This window comes from Cupriavidus sp. 21MJTG02-4 (assembly GCF_057798975.1).
In genome coordinates this window covers 342,090-359,935 of sequence record NZ_JBYOJP010000002.1, presented here as the reverse complement: position 1 = coordinate 359,935, position 17,846 = coordinate 342,090, and the positions used below count along the sequence as shown (strand labels likewise).

The 17,846-nt window shown below is 67.1% G+C and carries 17 protein-coding genes, 1 other RNA gene, 1 pseudogene and 1 riboswitch; of the genes and pseudogenes, 7 read left to right on the top strand and 12 right to left on the bottom strand.

Features of this window, described 5'->3' with window-relative positions; translation table 11 throughout:
• Window positions 1-24 precede the first annotated feature (24 nt).
• Window positions 25-927 carry a cobalamin-binding protein gene (locus AC3FKH_RS04915; RefSeq protein ID WP_488673407.1) on the top strand — a complete coding sequence of 301 codons (903 nt, stop codon included), beginning with the start codon at window positions 25-27 and terminating at the stop codon, window positions 925-927.
• Here the strand turns inward: AC3FKH_RS04915 and AC3FKH_RS04910 are convergent, their stop codons facing one another.
• The 7 genes and pseudogenes from AC3FKH_RS04910 to AC3FKH_RS04880 all read right to left on the bottom strand — a co-directional run bounded on the left by AC3FKH_RS04910 (window position 928) and on the right by AC3FKH_RS04880 (window position 7,799).
• A complete protein-coding gene (locus AC3FKH_RS04910) occupies window positions 928-1,518 on the bottom strand; it encodes a histidine phosphatase family protein (RefSeq protein ID WP_488673405.1) in 591 nt (196 codons plus the stop codon).
• The gene (locus AC3FKH_RS04905) at window positions 1,503-2,279 is read right to left on the bottom strand and encodes an adenosylcobinamide-GDP ribazoletransferase (RefSeq protein WP_488673403.1); all 777 of its coding nucleotides are present in this window, start codon (window positions 2,277-2,279) and stop codon (window positions 1,503-1,505) included. Before AC3FKH_RS04905 ends, AC3FKH_RS04910 begins: the two co-directional genes overlap by 16 nt.
• Window positions 2,280-2,288: 9 nt before the next feature.
• Window positions 2,289-3,329 carry a nicotinate-nucleotide--dimethylbenzimidazole phosphoribosyltransferase gene (gene cobT, locus AC3FKH_RS04900; RefSeq protein ID WP_488673402.1) on the bottom strand — a complete coding sequence of 347 codons (1,041 nt, stop codon included), beginning with the start codon at window positions 3,327-3,329 and terminating at the stop codon, window positions 2,289-2,291.
• Between the two features lie 55 nt (window positions 3,330-3,384).
• Window positions 3,385-4,026, bottom strand: coding sequence for a cob(I)yrinic acid a,c-diamide adenosyltransferase (gene cobO / locus AC3FKH_RS04895; protein WP_488673843.1), 642 nt, complete (start codon window positions 4,024-4,026; stop codon window positions 3,385-3,387).
• 27 nt (window positions 4,027-4,053) lie between these two features.
• A pseudogene (locus tag AC3FKH_RS04890) lies at window positions 4,054-4,860 on the bottom strand (ABC transporter ATP-binding protein); the annotation flags it as partial.
• A complete protein-coding gene (locus AC3FKH_RS04885; protein ID WP_488673400.1) occupies window positions 4,857-5,864 on the bottom strand; it encodes a FecCD family ABC transporter permease in 1,008 nt (335 codons plus the stop codon). The gene AC3FKH_RS04885 and the pseudogene AC3FKH_RS04890, both read right to left, overlap by 4 nt.
• Before the next feature lie 18 nt (window positions 5,865-5,882).
• A complete protein-coding gene (locus tag AC3FKH_RS04880) occupies window positions 5,883-7,799 on the bottom strand; it encodes a TonB-dependent receptor plug domain-containing protein (RefSeq protein WP_488673398.1) in 1,917 nt (638 codons plus the stop codon).
• A gap of 73 nt (window positions 7,800-7,872) precedes the next feature.
• Window positions 7,873-8,125: riboswitch (cobalamin riboswitch) on the bottom strand.
• 196 nt (window positions 8,126-8,321) lie between these two features.
• Between AC3FKH_RS04880 and AC3FKH_RS04875 the strand changes: the two genes are divergently transcribed.
• The 6 genes from AC3FKH_RS04875 to AC3FKH_RS04850 all read left to right on the top strand — a co-directional run bounded on the left by AC3FKH_RS04875 (window position 8,322) and on the right by AC3FKH_RS04850 (window position 11,741).
• On the top strand, window positions 8,322-8,648 hold the full coding sequence (locus AC3FKH_RS04875; RefSeq protein ID WP_488673396.1) for a hypothetical protein: 327 nt from the start codon (window positions 8,322-8,324) through the stop codon (window positions 8,646-8,648).
• Complete coding sequence (locus AC3FKH_RS04870; protein ID WP_483709058.1) at window positions 8,645-8,986, top strand: cell division protein ZapA; 342 nt, start codon at window positions 8,645-8,647, stop codon at window positions 8,984-8,986. The genes AC3FKH_RS04875 and AC3FKH_RS04870 overlap by 4 nt, the downstream gene beginning before the upstream one ends.
• A 268-nt stretch (window positions 8,987-9,254) precedes the next feature.
• Window positions 9,255-9,472: non-coding RNA, 6S RNA (gene ssrS, locus AC3FKH_RS04865), on the top strand.
• 167 nt (window positions 9,473-9,639) lie between these two features.
• Window positions 9,640-10,080, top strand: a complete 441-nt coding sequence (locus AC3FKH_RS04860) for an EVE domain-containing protein (protein ID WP_488673394.1) — start codon at window positions 9,640-9,642, stop codon at window positions 10,078-10,080.
• Between the two features lie 75 nt (window positions 10,081-10,155).
• Window positions 10,156-10,968, top strand: a complete 813-nt coding sequence (locus AC3FKH_RS04855) for a sulfite exporter TauE/SafE family protein (RefSeq protein ID WP_488673392.1) — start codon at window positions 10,156-10,158, stop codon at window positions 10,966-10,968.
• 80 nt (window positions 10,969-11,048) lie between these two features.
• The gene (locus AC3FKH_RS04850; protein ID WP_488673390.1) at window positions 11,049-11,741 is read left to right on the top strand and encodes an SIMPL domain-containing protein; all 693 of its coding nucleotides are present in this window, start codon (window positions 11,049-11,051) and stop codon (window positions 11,739-11,741) included.
• Between the two features lie 167 nt (window positions 11,742-11,908).
• On the opposite strand, the gene AC3FKH_RS04845 is transcribed toward AC3FKH_RS04850, so the two are convergent.
• From AC3FKH_RS04845 to AC3FKH_RS04825, 5 genes are all read right to left on the bottom strand, one after another.
• Window positions 11,909-13,462, bottom strand: coding sequence for a malonate--CoA ligase (locus AC3FKH_RS04845; protein WP_488673388.1), 1,554 nt, complete (start codon window positions 13,460-13,462; stop codon window positions 11,909-11,911).
• Window positions 13,463-13,565: 103 nt separating this feature from the next.
• The gene (locus AC3FKH_RS04840) at window positions 13,566-14,348 is read right to left on the bottom strand and encodes an enoyl-CoA hydratase/isomerase family protein (RefSeq protein WP_488673386.1); all 783 of its coding nucleotides are present in this window, start codon (window positions 14,346-14,348) and stop codon (window positions 13,566-13,568) included.
• Between the two features lie 3 nt (window positions 14,349-14,351).
• A complete protein-coding gene (locus AC3FKH_RS04835) occupies window positions 14,352-15,353 on the bottom strand; it encodes a Bug family tripartite tricarboxylate transporter substrate binding protein (RefSeq protein WP_488673384.1) in 1,002 nt (333 codons plus the stop codon).
• A gap of 131 nt (window positions 15,354-15,484) precedes the next feature.
• Entirely contained in the window at window positions 15,485-16,906 is a 1,422-nt protein-coding gene (locus tag AC3FKH_RS04830) for a malonyl-CoA decarboxylase domain-containing protein (protein ID WP_488673382.1), read from the bottom strand.
• Window positions 16,903-17,628, bottom strand: coding sequence for a GntR family transcriptional regulator (locus tag AC3FKH_RS04825; RefSeq protein ID WP_488673380.1), 726 nt, complete (start codon window positions 17,626-17,628; stop codon window positions 16,903-16,905). The genes AC3FKH_RS04830 and AC3FKH_RS04825 overlap by 4 nt, the downstream gene beginning before the upstream one ends.
• Window positions 17,629-17,846: the final 218 nt, after the last annotated feature.

Below are 17,846 nucleotides of genomic sequence, written 5' to 3'. Positions count from 1 at the left end.
CTCATCGAGCCGATGCCTGATCGAATGACCTTCATCCGATGCCTCGTTGCCGCTGCATGGTTCTGCGCCGCCGCGCCGGCCATGGCCGCCATTTCCGTCGTCGATGACGCCGGCCAGACCGTCACCCTCGCCCAGCCTGCGCGACGCGTGGTATCGCTGGCCCCGCACGTGACCGAGCTGATCTACGCCGCGGGCGGCGGCGAGCGCATCGTCGGCACTGTGCACTACAGCGATTACCCACCGCAGGCGCGCGATATCCCGCGCGTGGGCGACAACAAGGCGCTGGACCTCGAACGCATTGCCGCGCTCAAGCCCGACCTGATCGTGGTGTGGCGGCACGGGAATGCGCAGAAGCAGACCGACCGCCTGCGCTCGCTGGGCCTGCCGCTGTTCTACAGCGAGCCGCGCCGGCTCGATGCCATCCCCGAAAATATCGAAAAGCTCGGCACCCTGCTGGGCACCGAAGCCGTGGCCCGCCGCGCCGCGGAGGATTTCCGCCAGCGCGTGGCAACGCTGCGCAAGACCTATGCGAGCAAGCCGCCCGTCACGGTGTTCTACCAGGTGTGGCAGCAGCCGCTGATGACGCTGAACGGCCAGCATCTGATGAGCGACGTGCTAGCGCTGTGCGGCGGCCGCAACCTGTTTGCCGCCGAGTCTCCGCTGGTGCCTACCGTGTCCGTGGAGGCCGTGGTGGCCGGCAATCCGGAAGTCATGCTGACCGCGGGCACAGGCGCCACGCAATCGGACCGGCCGCTGGCGGACTTCGCGATGTGGGAGAAATGGAAGCAGGTCACCGCGGTCGCGCGTGGCAATTTGTTCACGATCAATGGCGACCTCGTCAGCCGTGCGGGCCCGCGCGTGGTTCAAGGCGCCGACCAGATCTGCAAGGACCTCGACACGGCGCGCAGCCGACGGCCCGCGCGCTGATCAGACAGCGCTGCGGTTCCACCACGCGAGCTGCGGCATGCCGTTGCCCAGACGGAACAGGCAGCTCGCGCCGAAGCCCAGCTCCCAGCCCAGCGTTGTTGCCAGCGGCAAGCCGAGCCAGTGCGCGGCCAGCATGCGCATCGGACCGGCATGGCCAACAACCCACAGGCAGGCATCGGGCGAGGCCTGCGGTGCCAGCGCAGCCGCCCAGCCGGATACGCGCGCCAGGGCCTGCGTCGCGGTTTCGCCGCCGTGCGGGCAGGCATCGAGCAAGTCATCCGCCAGCGCATCGAGTTCGCTGCGTGGGATGTCGTCCCACGCGCGGCCTTCCCACGCGCCGAAGTCGATCTCGGCAAGCCGAGGTTCGAATTCGGGCTCCAGCGAATGCGAAGGCAAGGCCTGCAACAGCAGCCGGGAGGTGTCCGCAGCGCGCTGCAGCGGACTGGTCAGCACGCGATGCGGTGTCGGCAGCGCCGCAATGATGGCGGCCGGGGCCGGCGTGACTGGCGTAGCCAGGCACAGGTCCGTGCGGCCATAGCAAATGCCGGAGCCTACGTCGGGCCGCGCGTGGCGGATCAGGACCACGTCCATGCCGCGGCCACCAGGTAGATCAGCAGTTCGGCCAGTTGCTGCGCCATGCCAAGGCAGTCGCCCGTGTAGCCGCCGATGCGGCCCACGAAGTAGCGGCCCAGCAGGAAGCGCAGGAATGCCAGCGCGACAATCGCGACGCCTGCGAAGGCTGGCGACACGAGCAGCAGCGGCGCGGCGCCGCACAGCAGCGCAAATACCAGTCCCGCCGCGCCGGGCCGCTGCGCCACGGGCTTGGCCTTGCCTTCGTCGCGCACGTAATCCAGCGTCGCAAGATAGCTCACGGCCATGGCGCGGCTGGCGCCATGCGCGGTGACCAGTACCAGAAACAACTCGGCGAGCCCGCTGCGCGCACCGATCGCCACGAGCAGTTGCCACTTGAGCAGCAGCGCCACCACCAGCGCGATGGCACCGAACGCGCCGATGCGCGAATCGTGCATGATGCGCAGCACGTCCTCGCGCCGCCACGCGCCACCGAAGGCATCCACGCAATCGGCCAGCCCGTCCTCATGGAAGGCGCCGGTCAGAAGCAACGTGGCCGCCATGCCCAGCAGCACCGCCACGCCGGGCGGCCACCACTGCAGCGCACCCCACGTCACCAAGGCGGCTACGCCGCCGACCATCAATCCCACGAGCGGAAAGTAACGCGCGGCCGCGTTCAGGTAGCGCGGCTCGTAGCCGACCCAGCGCGCCAGCGGCGACGGCAACGGCACCCGCGTGAAGTAGCCCAGCGCGGTCAGGAAGAAGCGCAGTTCGTCGGCCATGCGGCGCGATCAGGCCGAGGCGCCGCTGACACCGGCACCGCTGAACGTAGCCATCTCGTTCAGGAAGGCCGCGGCGGATGTCACCAGCGGCCAGGCCAGCGCCGCACCGGTGCCCTCGCCCAGGCGCAGGTCCAGCGCCAGCAGCGGCTCGGCCTTGAAATGATCGAGCAGCGCGCGGTGGCCGCGCTCGTGCGAGCAGTGCGAAAACACGCAGTACTGCAGCACGCGGGCATCGATGGAATGCGCGACCAGCAGCGCGGCCGAGGCAATGAAGCCATCCACCAGGATCACCATGCGGCTCGCCGCGGCGGCGAGGAAGGCACCGGCCATCATCGCGATCTCGAAGCCGCCGAACGCGGCCAGCACGTCCAGCGGTTCCTCCGCGTCCGCGTGCAGCGCCAGCGCGCGTTCGAGCACTTCACGCTTGCGCGCGAGGCCGTCGTCGTCCAGCCCCGTGCCGCGCCCGATGCAGTCGGCCAGCGGCAGGCCCGTGAGCCGGCTCATCAGGCAGGCCGCCGAAGAGGTGTTGGCAATGCCCATCTCGCCGAAGCCGATCACGTTGCAGCCCTGTTGCGCGGCGCGCAGCACGCGCGCCATGCCGGCCATCATCGCCGCGCTGGCCTGCTCCGCGCTCATTGCGCGCGTTTCAGCGAAGTTCTGCGTGCCATCGGCGATGCGGCAGTTGACCAGCCCCGGCGCGGCGGGCAGTGGCGCGCGCACGCCGGCATCGACGACTTCGAGCGCAATGCCGTGCAGGCGCGAGAACACATTGATGGCCGCACCGCCCTTGAGGAAGTTCAGCACCATCTGCGCGGTGACTTCGGCGGGATAGGCGCTCACGCCGGCATCAGCCACGCCGTGGTCGCCCGCGAAGACGATCACGGTCGGGCGTTTCAGCGCGGGCTGCGTAGTGCCGCAGATCAGGCCGATCTGCATGGCAAGGTCTTCCAGGCGGCCAAGCGCGCCGAGCGGCTTGGTCTTGTCGTCGATGGCGGCCCGCAGGGCCGGACGCAGCGCGTCGTCGAGGGGGGCGATTTCCGGGAACATCATGATGCGCAATGAATTCGAGTGATACGAGGAAAGACAATCGGGCCGCAATGTACCGCTACATCTCCACGCCGCGCTGCGCCTTGATGCCTTGCTGGAACGCGTGCTTGACCGGGACCATGTCGGTCACGGTGTCGGCCGCGTCCACCAGTGCCGGCGGCGCCCCGCGGCCCGTGATGACGACGTGCTGCATCGGCGGGCGCGCACGCAGGTCGGCCACGACCTGCTCCACATCAAGATAGTGCAGCTTGAGCGCAATGTTGAGTTCATCGAGCAGCACGAGCCCGATCGACGGGTCCCGCAGCATGCCGCGCGCCACTTCCCAGGCCGCTTCGGCCTTGGCCACGTCGCGCGCGCGGTCCTGCGTGTCCCAGGTATAGCCTTCGCCCATCACGTGGAAGGCGCATTCATCGGGAAAGCGGCGCAAGAACATTTCTTCGCCGGTGGCCTGCGCGCCTTTGATGAACTGCACGACGCCGGCCCGCATGCCGTGGCCAAGTGCGCGCACCACCATGCCGAAGCCCGAGCTCGATTTGCCCTTGCCGTTGCCGGTGGTAATGACGATCACGCCGCGCTCGTCCTGCGCGGCGGCGATCTTGGCGTCGATCACTTCCTTCTTGCGGACCATGCGTGCCTTGTGGCGGGCATCGCGGCCGGCGTCGTCCTGACTGTTGTCTGGTTCTGTGAGGTTGTCGTTCATGGTTCGTCGTGCGATGACTCCGCCGGGGGGGGGGAATCCATCTGGAATCAGCGCGGTGTGCACGCCGTCCGTCACGCTGACGATCGGCGTGCGCAGCGCGCGCGAGCATTGTTCGGGGGTCAGCACCTGTTGCGCCGGGCCATGCAGCGCGGTGCCGTCTTCGGCCATCAGCAGCGCATGGGTGGCGTAGCGGCGGGCCAGGTTCAGGTCATGCAGGATCACGACGATGGCGTGGCGGCCGGCACGCGCCAGCGCCGCCAGCGCCTCGAGCACCATGATCTGGTGGCGCAGGTCCAGGTGCGAGACCGGTTCATCGAGCAGCAGCAGCGGCGCCTGCTGCGCCAGCACGGCGGCAAGGGCGGCGCGCTGGCGTTCGCCGCCCGACAGCGTCAGCACGTCGCGCTCGGACAGCATGTCGAGATCCATCGCATGGATCGTGGCGCGCACCATGGCATCGTCGTCCCGGCCGGTCCAGCCCCAGCCGGACAGGTGTGGATGACGGCCAACGCGTACCGCATCCATGACCGACATCGAGAACGTGTCGTGCACCGCCTGCGGCAGGTAAGCACGCTGGCGGGCCAGCGCGGCAGGCGACAGGCGCTCAAGCGGCGTGCCGTCCAGGCTGGCACCGCCGGCATCCGCGCGGCGCAGGCCCGACAGCACCGCCATCAGCGTGGACTTGCCGACGCCGTTGGGACCGGCCACGCACCAGAGCTGGCCCGGGGCGATCTCCAGCGACAGGCGCTCCAGCAGCACGCGCGTGCCGGTGCGCAGGCTGACGTCGTGGAGCGCCAGCGTCGGACAGGCGGCCGCGGGTTCGGACCATGATGTCATCGCGGCCTCCGCAGCAGCAGGTAAAGGAAGGTCGGCACGCCCAGCAGCGCGGTAATGACGCCCACCGGCAGCTGCGCGGGCGCGATCACGGTGCGGGCGATCAGGTCGGCGGCCATCAGCAGCGCACCGCCCAGCAGCGCCGAGGCCGGCAGCAGCAGGCGCTGGTCGTTGCCCCAGGCCAGGCGCACCAGATGCGGCACCACCAGGCCGACAAAGCCGATCGAGCCGGCGGTCGTGATGGCCACGGCAATCGACAGCGAAGCGAGCACGAAGGTGGCCAGCCGCACGCGTCCCACGCGCACGCCCAGCGATTGCGCCACGGTTTCGCCGAGCAGCATCACATTGAGCGAGCGCGCCATCGGCATGGCCAGCAGCACGGCGACAACGAGCATGGCGAGCGCGGCGCCGTATTCGGCGGTTCCGCCCAGGTCGCCCGTGAGCCAGAACAGCATGCCGCGCAGCCGCGCTTCGGGCGCGATGGCAAGAATCAGTGTAATCAGCGCACCCCAGCCCGAAGCCAGGATCACACCGGTCAGCAGCAGGCGCGCGCCGGCCTCATGGTGGCCGCCCTGCACCTGCGGATGCAGCAGGTCGCGCCGCGCCAGCGTGGCAACCAGCACCATCGACAGCAGCGCGCCACTCGCGGCGCCAGCCTGCACGGCCCACAGCGGCAGCATCAGCAGCATCGCCCCGAGCGCACCGGTGGCGGCGCCGCCGGATACGCCCAGCACATAGGGCTCGGCCAGCGGGTTGCGCAACAGCACCTGCATCAGCGCACCGGACAGGGCCAGCAGGCCGCCGCATGCGAATGCGGCCGCGGCGCGCGGCAGGCGCAGCTCGCGCACGATGGCCCCGGCGGTGCCCGTGTCGGCGCCGCTCAGTGCGTGCCAGAGCTGGGCGGCATCCAGGCGCACGCTGCCCAGCGCCAGCGACAGCAGAAACACCGCCACGGCCGCCGCCGCAAGCGCGAGCCATACCGCGAGGGCGCGCCGGAACTCAGACATCGCGCGCCACGCGGCCCGTCATTTCTGGCGCCAGCCCAGCGTGATAAAGCCCGCCCTGCCCTGCGTGTTGTACGGGAAGGCCAGCTGGTAGTTCTTGTCGAAGAGGTTTTCCACCCGGGCGGCAACGAACCATTGCTTGTCGATGTTGTAGCGCGCGTTGAGGTTGACGATACCGTATCCGCCCAGCGTGCGCGAGCCGGCGTCCAGGCGCGACGACGACAACAGCCACTCGCCGCCGAAACGCCAGTTGCCGAAGTTGCGGCCCACGTCGAACGCGGCATGGCGGCGCGCGCGGCGCAGCAGCTGCGTATCGGTCTGCTCGTCGACCGGGTTCTGGAACGTTACGCTGGCCCCCACGTCGGTATTCCACAGCGTCGCGCGCCAGGAGGCCTCCAGGCCTTGCACCTTCGCCTTGTTGACGTTGCTGGGCAGGAACATGCCGTTCGGCTGCGACACGGTGACGATCAGGTCGTTGTAGCGCGTTTCAAAGGCCGTCACGCGCAGCAGGCCGGCCGCGGCAGTGTTGTACTGCACACCGACTTCGGCCGATTTGGCGCGCTCGGGGCTCAGGTTCGGGTTGCCGAATCCCGGGAAATACAGCTCGTTGAAAGTCGGTGCGCGGAAAGCGTTGCTGACGTTGGCGATGAATTTAAGGGCCTCGGTCAGGTTGTAGCCGTAGCCCGCGAAGAAGCTGGCCTGGTTGCCGAAGTCCGAGTAGTGATCGTTGCGGCCATTGAGCTGCAGCTGGTGCTTGCCGATGCGTCCGTCATAGCCGCCGAATACCGAGAAGACATTGCGCGAGGGCGCATTGTACGAGTTGGAATCCAGTTCCTGCTGCAGGTAATCGGTGCCGAACAGCAGCGTGTGCGTCGCCGCCAGTGCGTACTCGTTCTGCCAGTTGAACTGGCGGTTGCGCGTGTTGAAGGTGCCGTTGTTCGCGCCATTCAGGAAGTTCTCGCTGCGGTCCTCGCTCTGCGCCAGCTTGAAGTGCGTCGCCCAGTCCGGTAGCACCTTGCCATTGACAAAGGCCGACACGGTGTAGAGGTCGCTGTTGGAACGGTTGTCGTCGGTAGGCCGGCCGAAGTTGTTGTCGTACGACAGCTTGCTCTTCGAGTAGTAGCCCGCCAGGCCCGCATCCCAGTCAGTCGTGAAGCGGTGCTTCACCTGCGCCGACACGCTCTGGTTCTCGTACGGGTTGTCGTTCGGGTTGGCGCGTGGCGCCTGCTTCGTGTTGATCGACGAGAAGCCGTCGGTCTTGAACGCTGAGCCGGTCACGTTGAACGAGGTGTCGCCGATCTGGCCGCCATAGCCGACCGTGCCCTGGCGCGTGTTGTTGCTGCCGTATTCGACCTGCGCGTTCGCCGCCGGCGCCTGGCCTGCACCGCTCTTGGTGAAGATCTGCACCACGCCGCCGATTGCGTCCGAGCCGTAAAGCGCCGACACGTTGCCGCGTACCACTTCGATATGGTCGATCTGGTCGGGCAGGATGTTGGCCAGCTGGGCCGTGCCGCTGCTCACGGACGATACGCGCACGCCGTCGATCAGGATCAGCGTCTGGTTGGAATTGGCGCCGCGCATGAACAGCGAAGTGTTCGAGCCCATGCCGCCGTTGGCGGTCAGCTCTACGCCGGCCTGGTTGCGCAACAGTGTGCGCAGGTCCGGCGCCTGCGAATTGACGATGTCTTCCTGCGTCACGACCGTGGTGTGCGGCAGGGCCTCGGTGAGCGGCTGCGCCGTGCGGGTCGACGTGACCACCACGGGCGCAAGTTGCGCGGGCGCCGCGCCGGCGGCAGGCTGGGACGCTGCAGGCGTCTCGGTGGTCTGTGCCACGGCCGTATTCAGGACAAGGGAAGACAGGGCAGCCAGTACGGCAGCCACGGACGGACGCACCGTCGGCAGCGCCGGACGGTTCGACCTGTAAAGCGATGAACGCATGATGCAGGAATGGATAGGACAGCCAGACCCGTTCCCCCGCGGGCCAGATGGCGATGAGGCGTGCCGCGCAGGGGCGGCAGCCCGCGTTCAGGCCGGTATCCGGGCTGACGGCGCCAGGCTGGCCGCCTTCCCGAACGCTTGTGGTTCAGTGGCGATGGGCCAGCCCTGCGATGCCGTGTGTGGACAGGCATCGCGGCCGCTTACCGTTGCGGGGGCAGCACAGGTTGGCCTGGCCGAGCTGTCTGTCGGCCGCGGCTCCCTGTTTCCCGTTGAACTGCCACTTGCCTTGCGCAAGATGGCGAGCACCTGGAACGAGCGGCAGTGTAGGCAGTTTCCCTAACCGAGTCAATGTAGATTCGGACCGCACTTGCCGGCACGCAAATGGCGCATAAACCGTGATTTCGGCGCAGAAGCGGGCAACTTCCGCGCGTCATGGCGGTCACACCGCCTTGCCTTTCGTTGTGCGCGACGACGCTTCGGCTAGAATCCCGATACCTGACACCATTCACCATGACAGGCCCTATGCTTAACGAACTCGAACAGCTGGCCGCCAAGATCGGACGCGTGCTCCATCACGCGGACACCCTGGCGGCGGAGAACCAGCGGCTGCGCGACGAAATCGCGCGCCTGGAAGGCGAGGCCGCACAGTTGCGCGGCGAGCGCGAAGCCATGGCCGCCGATCGCGAACTGCTCAATATCAAGATCGAGGAAGCGCAACTGCGCATCCAGTCCATCCTCGACAAGCTCCCCACCGCGGGCGACTCGCGCCAGCTCGACCTGCTCGGCGAAGAGGCCGGGTCATCGGCCCATGAACGCGCCGCGCACAAGGCCTCCGGAGAACACGCATGAGCAACAAGCAAGTCGAAGTGAACATCGCCGGCCAGCCCTACCGCTTCGCGATCGCCCCCGAGAACGAGGCCGCGCTGCTGGACGCCGTGGCGCTGGTGGACACGCAGATGAACAAGCTGCGCAACAACGCCTCGGCCAAGGGCGTGGAGCGCGTGGCGGTGATGGCGGCGATCAGCATCGCGTCCGACCTGCTGGCCCTGCAGCGCAAGCAGCAGTCGGATGGCGCGATCCCCGTCGATGCCATCCGCGCCCGCATTCGCGAACTCAACGAGCGTGCCGACGAAGCGCTGCGCCAGTACGCGCACGTTGGCACGGGCACGCAGGCACAGCCTGGCTGAGCGCGGCCCGCGGGCCCATGTGCGCTGGATGTGCGCTGTCGGGCAAAGTGTAACGAGGCGGCCAGGTGGACTTGGTATGCAACACATCGAGGTGTATAGTGTAGCCAGACTGCACGAGGCACCACAGACGTGCAGCATAAGGGTCGGGTTATCGCGCCTGACCGCCGTTCTCATCCCATCCTAGTTCGAAACGGCAAACGTCTGACATCCCGCCCGCGAGTCCAAATTCTGGTCACGTCGGGATGTCCGGAGCGTCAGACGTTTGACAGTTTCCCTGCCTGGTTCGCTAGGGTCATAGACTCCTTGAACCGATATGCATCGCATGGTGCGGGATCATGTCGTATGGGCGAGCGCGTCGCTACCTTCATAGTCTGGGCCTGGCTTGGACTCCCTGAATGGGTGATGTACCCGAAATACGACTTCCGCAGCCACTCTGAACCTCAACAGGGTTCAGGATGCCGACCCAACGGCCGAGGCGGGGACCCCTTAAAAAGGCGGTGGTTTTCACAGACCACCGCCTTTTTTCTTGCCGGGCGCTGCCGCGTCGCGCGTGCAGCGCGTATTCCAAAACGCCCGCATCCCCGACTGCCATGAGCCGCGCAGAAAACAGTCGCACAGAAAAAGCGCCCGCACGTGCCCGCCAATACTGGCTGATGAAGTCCGAACCGGACGAGGCCAGCATCGATACCCTTGCAAAAGAAGGGACATTGCCGTGGACCGGCGTGCGCAACTACCAGGCGCGCAATTTCATGCGCGACGTCATGCGCATTGGCGACGGCGTGCTGTTCTACCATTCGTCGTGCCCCGAGCCCGGCATCGCCGGCCTCGCCGAGGTCTGCTCGCAGCCCTACCCTGACCCGACCCAGTTCGATCGCAAGAGCGATTACTACGATGCCGCGTCCAAGCCGGACGCGCCGCGCTGGCAGCTCGTCGACGTGAAGTTCGTGCGCAAGAGCGCACTGATCCCGCTGGCCGAACTGCGCGCGCACGAAGAACTCGCCGATATGGTCGTCCTAAGGCGCGGCAACCGGCTGTCGATCACGCCGGTCACGCCGGCCGAATGGCGCTTCATCACCACGCGGCTGATGGGCTGAGCCGTGCCGCCCGCGCGGCGGATGCGATCACAAGTACAACCACAAGCGACGCGGCGTTTTCCTCGTTTCCTTTCTATGAGCCTTGCCCTGATTCCCGCCCTGCTCGCGCTGGGCGCCTTTACCGGTTTCTGCGCCGGCCTGCTCGGCGTGGGCGGCGGCATGATGATGGTGCCTTTTCTTACGCTGCTGTTCACGAGCCTCGGCTTTACCGGCGAGGCCATCGTGCATATGGCCATCGCCACGTCGATGGGCACCATCCTGTTCACTTCGCTGTCGTCGGTACGCGCCCATCACAAGCGCGGCGCGGTGCGCTGGCCGATCGTGCTTGCGCTGGCGCCGGGGATCCTGCTGGGCGGCATGATCGGCGGCGGCAAGGTGTTCGCCGCGCTCAAGACCAGCTGGCTGTCGCTGGCATTCGCCTGCTTCGTCGGCTTTTCGGCGCTGCAGATGCTGCGCAGCCGGCGCCCCGAGCCCAGCCGCCAGTTGCCGGGCGTGCCGGGCATGGTGGGTGCTGGATCGGTGATCGGCTTCCTGTCGAGCCTGGTCGGCGCGGGTGGTGCCTTTGTCTCCGTGCCGTTCATGACCTGGTGCAATGTGCCAATCCACAATGCAGTGGCCACCTCGGCCGCGCTGGGTTTCCCGATTGCGGTAGCCAGCGTGATCGGCTACATCTGGAGCGGCTGGCAGCAGCCAGGCCTGCCGGCCGGCTCGCTCGGCTATATCTACCTGCCGGCGCTGGTCGGCATTGCCGTCGCCAGCGTGCTGACCGCGCCGCTGGGCGCCCGTACCGCTCATCGCATGGACGTGGCGCAGCTGAGGAAAGCGTTCGCGATCCTGCTGCTCTGCCTGGCCAGCTATATGTTCTGGAAGGCCTGGAAGGCATTCTGACGCATCCATCCGTGCGAGCGCGCGGAACGATTGCGCGGCGTTTGCGTCTCATACCCATCACTTTGACTGGGAGAAGAAGAATGAAGCAACTGCTTGCAGCGACCCTGCTTGGCGCCACGGCGCTGGCCGCCTCCGCGCAGACCGTGCCGCCGCCGGCCGGCGTGCTGTCGCTCTCCGCGCAGGCCGTGACCGAAGTCCCGACCGACGTCGTGCACCTGACGCTGGCCGCGGAGCAGGAAGGCGCGGAGCCGGGCGCGATCTCGTCGCAGCTCTCGACCCGCACGCAGGCCGTCATCAACCAGGCCAAGCGCACACCCGGCGTGCAGGCCGAATCCGGTGGCTTCACGATCCGCCCGAGTACCGACCGCAATGGCCGCATCACCACCTGGCGCGGCCGTTCGGAAGTCATCCTGCAATCGCGCGATTTTGCGGCCGTATCGAAGCTGGCCGGCGACCTGGCCAACCAGATGCAGGTGCAGGGCATTGCGTTCTCGCTGTCGCGCGAAGCGCGCCTGGCCGCCGAAGGCAAGCTGACCGAACAGGCCGTGGGCGCCTTCCGCGAAAAGGCGCAGTCCGCCTCGAAGCTGTTCGGCTTCAGCAGCTATACGATCCGCGAAGTGAATGTGAACGAGAGCGGCGTGGTGCCACCGATGCCACGCATGTATGGCGCCGCCAAGGCCATGATGTCCGACGCCGCGGCGCCGGTGCCGGTCGAGGGCGGCAAGACGCAGGTCACCGTGTCGGTGAATGGGTCGGTGCAGATGCTGAAGTAAGACAAGACGTTCGCGAGGGAGAAAGCGAGGTTTCTCTCCTCTCCCACGTCAGTGGGAGAGGTGTCGCGGGTGAGGGCCAGCGCTGGCATTGCGACGGCTGTCACTTCGTGGAAACTCCCGCCCCCTCTCCCGCAAGCGGGAGAGGGGAAAAACCAGCCCAGGTGTGATTACAGCGCGGCGAACTGCTGCCGCAACACGTTCTTCTGCACCTTGCCCATGGTATTGCGCGGCAGCTCATCCACCACGTGCACGCGCTTGGGCACCTTGAAGTTGGCAATGCGTCCCTTCAGCGTGCCGATCAGTTCGCCCTCATCGAGTTCGACCCCGGGCTTCTTCACCACCACGGCCACCACGGCCTCGCCGAAATCGGCATGCGGCACGCCGATGACCGCGCTTTCCGCCACGCCCGGCATCTCGTCGATAAAGCTCTCGATCTCCTTCGGGTACACGTTGTAGCCACCGGAGATGATCAGGTCCTTGCTGCGGCCGACAATGGTCACGTAGTTGTCCGGCACCGAAACCTCGCCTGCCTGGCTGACGACGGCACCGCCAAAGCGGCCCACATCGCCGGTCTTGAACCATCCATCCGCCGTGAATTCCTCGCGCGTCTTTTCCGGCATGCGCCAGTAACCCTTGAACACGTTCGGGCCCTTGACCTCGATATTGCCGATCTCGCCGACCGCGCTCGGCTGGCCCTCGCCATCGACCACGCGTACCGACACGCCCGGCAGCGGCATGCCGACGGTGCCGCCGATGCGCTCGCCCAGGGCACTGTCGTACGGGTTGGAGACCAGCATCACGGTCTCGCTCATGCCGTAACGTTCCAGGATGGTATGGCCCGTGCGCTTGCGGAACTCCTCGAACGTCTCCAGCAGCAGCGGCGCCGAACCCGACACGAACAGGCGCATGCGGCGGCAGGTATCGTCGTCGAAGCGCGGCTCCTGCAGCATGCGCACGTAGTAGGTCGGCACGCCCATCATCACGGTGGAACGCGGCAGGAATTTCAGCACCTGCGCCATGTCGAGCCGGGGCGCCCAGATCATCTTGGCACCGGCCAGCAGCGCGCCGTGCGAAGCCACGAACAAGCCATGCACGTGGAAGATCGGCAGCATGTGCAGCAGCACGTCGTCGCTGCGCCAGCCCCAGTATTCGTGCAGCGTCTGCGCGTTCGATGCCAGGTTGCCATGCGTCAGCATCGCCCCCTTGCTGCGGCCGGTGGTGCCGGACGTATAGAGAATGGCGGCCAGGTCGTCGTCAGCGCGCTGCACGGTCTCGAACGTATCGGGCCGCGCCGCGGCGCGCGACAGCAGCGAGCCCGAACGGTCTTCGTCAAGCGTGAAGACGTAGCTGGTGCCGTGGCGGAACGCCACCTTCGATACCCAGGCGAAATTCTTGCTGCTGCACACCACCACCGACGGCTCGGCGTTGCCGACGAAGTAGTCGATCTCCGCTTCCTGGTAGGCCGTGTTCAGCGGCAGGTAGACATAGCCGGCGCGCAGCGTGGCCAGGTACAGGAACAGCGCCTCGGGCGATTTCTCCACTTGCACGGCCACGCGCGCGCCTTCGGGCAGGCCCAGGCCTGTCAGCAGGTTGGCCAGCTTGGCGGTGGCGCGGTCGAGATCGTCCCAGCTGTAGTACAGGCCGTCATGCGTTTCGATGCAGCACGCGGTACGGTCGGCGGGAAAGCGGGTTTCGAACAGAGCGAACAGGTTGGCGTTCATGGTGCGGATGAAGACAAGGGCTTCCGGAATCCGGGCGCGCAATGCAATGGGCGAAGGGTCGATGGGACGATGACGCGATGGGCGATTGTAATGCGGAAATGCGCTAGTTCCCCGTGAACCGCGGCGGACGATGCGCCAGGAAGGCGGCCACGCCTTCGGCATGGTCGCCGCCTTCGGCGTAGGCGAAATGTTCGGCCAGTTCCTCGGCGCTCAGAGGCGCGGGCTGTGGCGACAGGCGGCGGATCGTGGCCTTGTTGATGCGCGCGGCGAGCGGTGCCCCGGCCGTGATGCGGCGCACTGCGGCCTCGACCTCCGCCGCCACGCCGCCGGCCGCAACCACGCGCGTCAGCAGGCCCTTTTCGCGCGCTTCGGCCGCATCGAAGACGCGGCCTTCGAGCAGGATCTCGAGCGCCACGGCACGGCCCGCCAGCGCCAGCAATCCCTTCAACTCGCCCGGCGCCATCGGAAAGCCGAGCCGGTTGATCGGCACGCCGAAGCGGCTGTTGTCCGCCGCGATACGCAGGTCGCAGTGGCAGGCAATCTCCAGGCCGCCGCCGACGCATACGCCCTCGATCATCGCCACGGTCGGGTGCAAGCAAGCGTCGATGGCCGTCAATGCCGGCGCGATGATCTCCGTGTGGTAGCGACGCACCGCGGCTTCGTCGCCGCGTACCGTGGGGAACTCGGCAATGTCGGCGCCGGCGGCAAAATTGCCGTCGGCGCCGCGCACCACCACGCAGCGCAGCGAGGGGTCGGCCGACAGCCGCGTGAAGCCGGCGGTCAGCGCCTCCCACATCTGCGCCGAGATGGCGTTGAGCTTGCCCGGGTGCGACAGCGTGACGGTGGCCGTCGTGCCTTCGACAGCGAACTGGACAGTACCGCTCATCGCTTAGTCGATCTTGGCGCCCGAGGCCTGCACCACCTGGGCCCAGCGCTTGATCTCGCTGCGCTGGAACTGCGCGAACTGCTCCTGCGTGAACTGTGGCGTTTCCGAGCCGTTGCTGATCCAGACCTGCTTGATATCCGGCGTGTTCAGGGCCTTTTCAGTCTCGATGTAAAGTCGGTCGACGATCTCCTTGGGCGTGCCCTTGGGCACCCACATCGCGTACCAGGTCGAGACCTCGTAGTTCGGCACGCCCGCCTCGGCCGCGGTCGGCACGTTCGGGAACGCCGGCGAGCGCTTGGCCGATGCCACCGCCAGGGCCTTGATGCGCCCCGCGCGGATGTGTTGCGCGGACGAGCCAAGGCCGTCGAACACCATGTCCACCTGGCCGGCGATCAGGTCCGACAACGCCGGGCCCGCACCCTTGTAGGGGATATGCGTGATGAAGGTCTTGGTCTGTAGCTTGAACAATTCGCCCGCAAGGTGGTGCGACGAGCCATTGCCCGCCGAGCCGTAGTTCAGCTTGCCGGGATTCTTGCGCGCATAGTCGAGCAGCTCCTGCAGGTTGTTGGCCTGCACGCGCGACGGATTCACCACCACGACCTGCGGCGGTTGCGCAATCACGGTGACGGGGATGAAGTCCTTCTCGATGTCGTAGTCGAGCTTCTTGTAGAACGACGGCGCGATCGCGTGGTGCGCGCCGCCGATGAAGACGGTGTAGCCATCCGGCGCGGCCTTGGCCGCGAGGCTCGCGCCCAGGGTGCCGCCAGCGCCGCCGCGGTTGTCGATGACGAACTGCTTGCCGAGCTGCTTGGAAAGCTGCGCGGTCAGCGGACGGGCAAAGGCATCGGTGCCACCGCCTGCCGGGAACGGCACGATCACCGTGACCGGCTTGGACGGCCAGGTATCCGCCAGCGCGGAGGGTACCTGCCCGGCCATGCCGGCAACGCCGGCGACCACGACGGCGGCGCGCGCGCACGCGGCCAGGCTGAACTGACGACGATTCATCTTCACTGTCTCCCTTTCTCTCGAATTGGAAAGTTGGTTCGGGTACTGCTTGTTGTCAATCCCGTCAAAGGCCGCCCCCGGCGGTCAGGGAACGGCGATGCCATGGCGTGTTTTACGTGACCTGACCAGAGTCACAGCAGCTTCGCGACAGCACGGCTGGTGCGCGGGTTGCCTTCGCCAAGGCGCGCTAGATTGTCATCCAGTGCCTCGGGCGCGTAAAGGTAATTCACCATCATGCCGCACGATTGGCTGCAGCCTTTTCGCGACAGGTCCCCGCCCCAGTTCAGCCGTTCCACGCAAGCGCCGTTGCCCAGGTGGAAGCGCGCCACCGGGTCCGCGGGCATGGACTGGCTGCGCTCGCGCACGAGGTAATGCGCGGCGAGCGACAGCGCGGTGTCACGCACCACGGCGTCCTGGGAATCGGCTGGCAACGCGGCGAGCCAGCCCGCGCCATCGGCCGGCGCCGGGCCGTGCCGATCCTGCCAGCGCGCCACTCGCCTGGCACCGAGCGCCTCGGCCACGGTGGTGCCGTCCTGCTTGCGCAGCCAGTCGGCAAACCCCGGGATCGGCGACAGCGTGGCGAACTGCCTGACCTTGGGAAACTCGCGTTGCAGTTCCTCGATCACGCGCTTGAGCAGGAAGTTGCCGAAGCTCACGCCGCGCAATCCGGCCTGCGTATTCGAGATCGAATAGAAGATGGCCCACTTCACGCGGCGCAGGTCTTCCAGCGGCGCGGCCTCGTCGAGCAGGGTCTGCACATTGGCCGCCATCTCCGGCACGAAGGCGACTTCCACGAAGATCAGCGGCTCGCGCGGAATGCGCGGATGGAAGAATGCATAGCAGCGGCGGTCGGAATCGAGGCGGTTGCGCAGGTCGGTCCACGACGAGATTTCATGCACCGCTTCGTAGCGGATCAGCTTCTCGAGCAACGACGCCGGCGAGTCCCAGGTGATGGGCTGCAACTCGAGCAGGCCCACGTCGAACCAGTTGGAGAACAGGGCTTCCAGGTCTTCATCGAGCACGCGCAAGCCGGGAAGACGCCGTTGCCAGCGCAGCATGTCGGCACGCAGGTGGATCAGGAAATGCAGGCCGCAGGCACTGTTGCCACGCTGGCCATGCAGCGCGGCGAGCCGCTTGAAGAAGCGGATACGCGCATGCGACAAGGCCTGCGCCGGCCTGGCGGGCTTGTCAGCGTCCGCAGCGCCATCCTCGGAAGCCGTACCGCCGGCCACCTCCGCCAGCACTTCGAGCATGCCGCGACGCCGGCCCTCGTCCGCGGCTTCGTATTCGGCCTGCCAGGCCTGGGCGGCGGCATTGGCATTGCCGTCGGTCAGCCGCGCATCCAGGCAAAGCCGCAATTGTTCACGCTGGCGGCGCGCCACGCGCGCGGGTAACGGCGCCGCCTCCGCGTCCCTGGCCGATGCGGGCGTCGCCTCGGCTTCGCCCTTGCGGCCCCACCAGCGTCCGATCCTGGACAACAGGTTGGGGCCTGACGGTTCGCTGACGCCCAGCGGGGCGCTGATCTTCTGGTCACCGGAGTCGAGGGCGCTCATGGGGTACCTGCCTGGGTGCGTGAAGCAACGTTGGGGAATGCATGCAGCGCGGCCCCTTCGGCCCGTACGCTACGGTCCAGCGCCGTCAGCGTCGTCAGTGCGGCACGCTGGCGAAGCAGATGCGTCTTCATCAGGGCTTCCGCGCCTTCGGGGTCGTGCGCCTTGAGCGCAGCGAAGATGCTCAGGTGTTCGGCACAGGACTCGTTGATGCGCCCCGGCAATTTCAGGCTCTTGTGCCGCGACAGGCGCAGCACCTTGCGCAGGTCGCTGATCAGCCCCGACAGCCAGCGGTTGCCGGCCAGCCGCTGGATCGCTTCGTGGATCTGGAAATTGGTCTCGTAGTAGGCATCGATCTCGCCCGCGCCGGCATGCCGCGCGAGTTCCGCGTGCAACCCTTCGAGCGCCTCCAGGTCCTGCGCGGTCGCGTTGCGCGCGGCCTCGTAGGCACAGCGTCCTTCCAGCAGCGCCATGAGCGGGAAGATTTCGTCGAGATCGCGCTCGGACAGCTCGTTGACGAAGCAGCCGCGCCTCGGCTCCAGGCGAACCAGCCCCTCGGCGGCAAGCACCTTGAGCGCTTCGCGCAGCGGCGTGCGGGAAATGCCGAGTTGCCCGGCGAGCGTGCTTTCGTCGATCCATGCTCCGGGAACGAGCGCGTGCGCATCGATCATGCCGCGCATGCGGTCCGCCACTTCGAGATACAGCGCCTGCTGGACGATACGCATGGGCCTCCGCCAGGATCAGTCCAGACCGTTCCGCACGTTGTGCAGGGGTCTCCATAATTCATAATTATGAATAACTGGAAGTATCAGGCAAGGCATTTCGATGCTGCGCCGCAGCGGCGGATGGGCCAGCGAGATCGATTCGGGAATGGGCAGAGGTGCGGCGGGCGGATGCCAGGCCTCCCCGCCAGCATCCGCCCGCGCCTGAAAGAACAGCTGCG

Bases quoted from the DNA above. Each gene is read 5' to 3' on its own strand.
- AC3FKH_RS04905 (WP_488673403.1), bottom strand. From the start codon at position 2,279: ATGGCCGACGAACTGCGCTTCTTCCTGACCGCGCTGGGCTACTTCACG.
- cobO (WP_488673843.1), bottom strand. From the start codon at position 4,026: ATGAACGACAACCTCACAGAACCAGACAACAGTCAGGACGACGCCGGC.
- AC3FKH_RS04870 (WP_483709058.1), top strand. From the start codon at position 8,645: ATGAGCAACAAGCAAGTCGAAGTGAACATCGCCGGCCAGCCCTACCGC.
- AC3FKH_RS04845 (WP_488673388.1), bottom strand. From the start codon at position 13,462: ATGAACGCCAACCTGTTCGCTCTGTTCGAAACCCGCTTTCCCGCCGAC.
- AC3FKH_RS04885 (WP_488673400.1), bottom strand. From the start codon at position 5,864: ATGTCTGAGTTCCGGCGCGCCCTCGCGGTATGGCTCGCGCTTGCGGCG.
- AC3FKH_RS04850 (WP_488673390.1), top strand. From the start codon at position 11,049: ATGAAGCAACTGCTTGCAGCGACCCTGCTTGGCGCCACGGCGCTGGCC.
- AC3FKH_RS04880 (WP_488673398.1), bottom strand. From the start codon at position 7,799: ATGCGTTCATCGCTTTACAGGTCGAACCGTCCGGCGCTGCCGACGGTG.
- AC3FKH_RS04875 (WP_488673396.1), top strand. From the start codon at position 8,322: ATGCTTAACGAACTCGAACAGCTGGCCGCCAAGATCGGACGCGTGCTC.
- AC3FKH_RS04835 (WP_488673384.1), bottom strand. From the start codon at position 15,353: ATGAATCGTCGTCAGTTCAGCCTGGCCGCGTGCGCGCGCGCCGCCGTC.
- AC3FKH_RS04830 (WP_488673382.1), bottom strand. From the start codon at position 16,906: ATGAGCGCCCTCGACTCCGGTGACCAGAAGATCAGCGCCCCGCTGGGC.
- AC3FKH_RS04910 (WP_488673405.1), bottom strand. From the start codon at position 1,518: ATGGACGTGGTCCTGATCCGCCACGCGCGGCCCGACGTAGGCTCCGGC.
- AC3FKH_RS04855 (WP_488673392.1), top strand. From the start codon at position 10,156: ATGAGCCTTGCCCTGATTCCCGCCCTGCTCGCGCTGGGCGCCTTTACC.
- AC3FKH_RS04860 (WP_488673394.1), top strand. From the start codon at position 9,640: ATGAAGTCCGAACCGGACGAGGCCAGCATCGATACCCTTGCAAAAGAA.
- AC3FKH_RS04825 (WP_488673380.1), bottom strand. From the start codon at position 17,628: ATGCGTATCGTCCAGCAGGCGCTGTATCTCGAAGTGGCGGACCGCATG.
- cobT (WP_488673402.1), bottom strand. From the start codon at position 3,329: ATGATGTTCCCGGAAATCGCCCCCCTCGACGACGCGCTGCGTCCGGCC.
- AC3FKH_RS04915 (WP_488673407.1), top strand. From the start codon at position 25: ATGACCTTCATCCGATGCCTCGTTGCCGCTGCATGGTTCTGCGCCGCC.
- AC3FKH_RS04840 (WP_488673386.1), bottom strand. From the start codon at position 14,348: ATGAGCGGTACTGTCCAGTTCGCTGTCGAAGGCACGACGGCCACCGTC.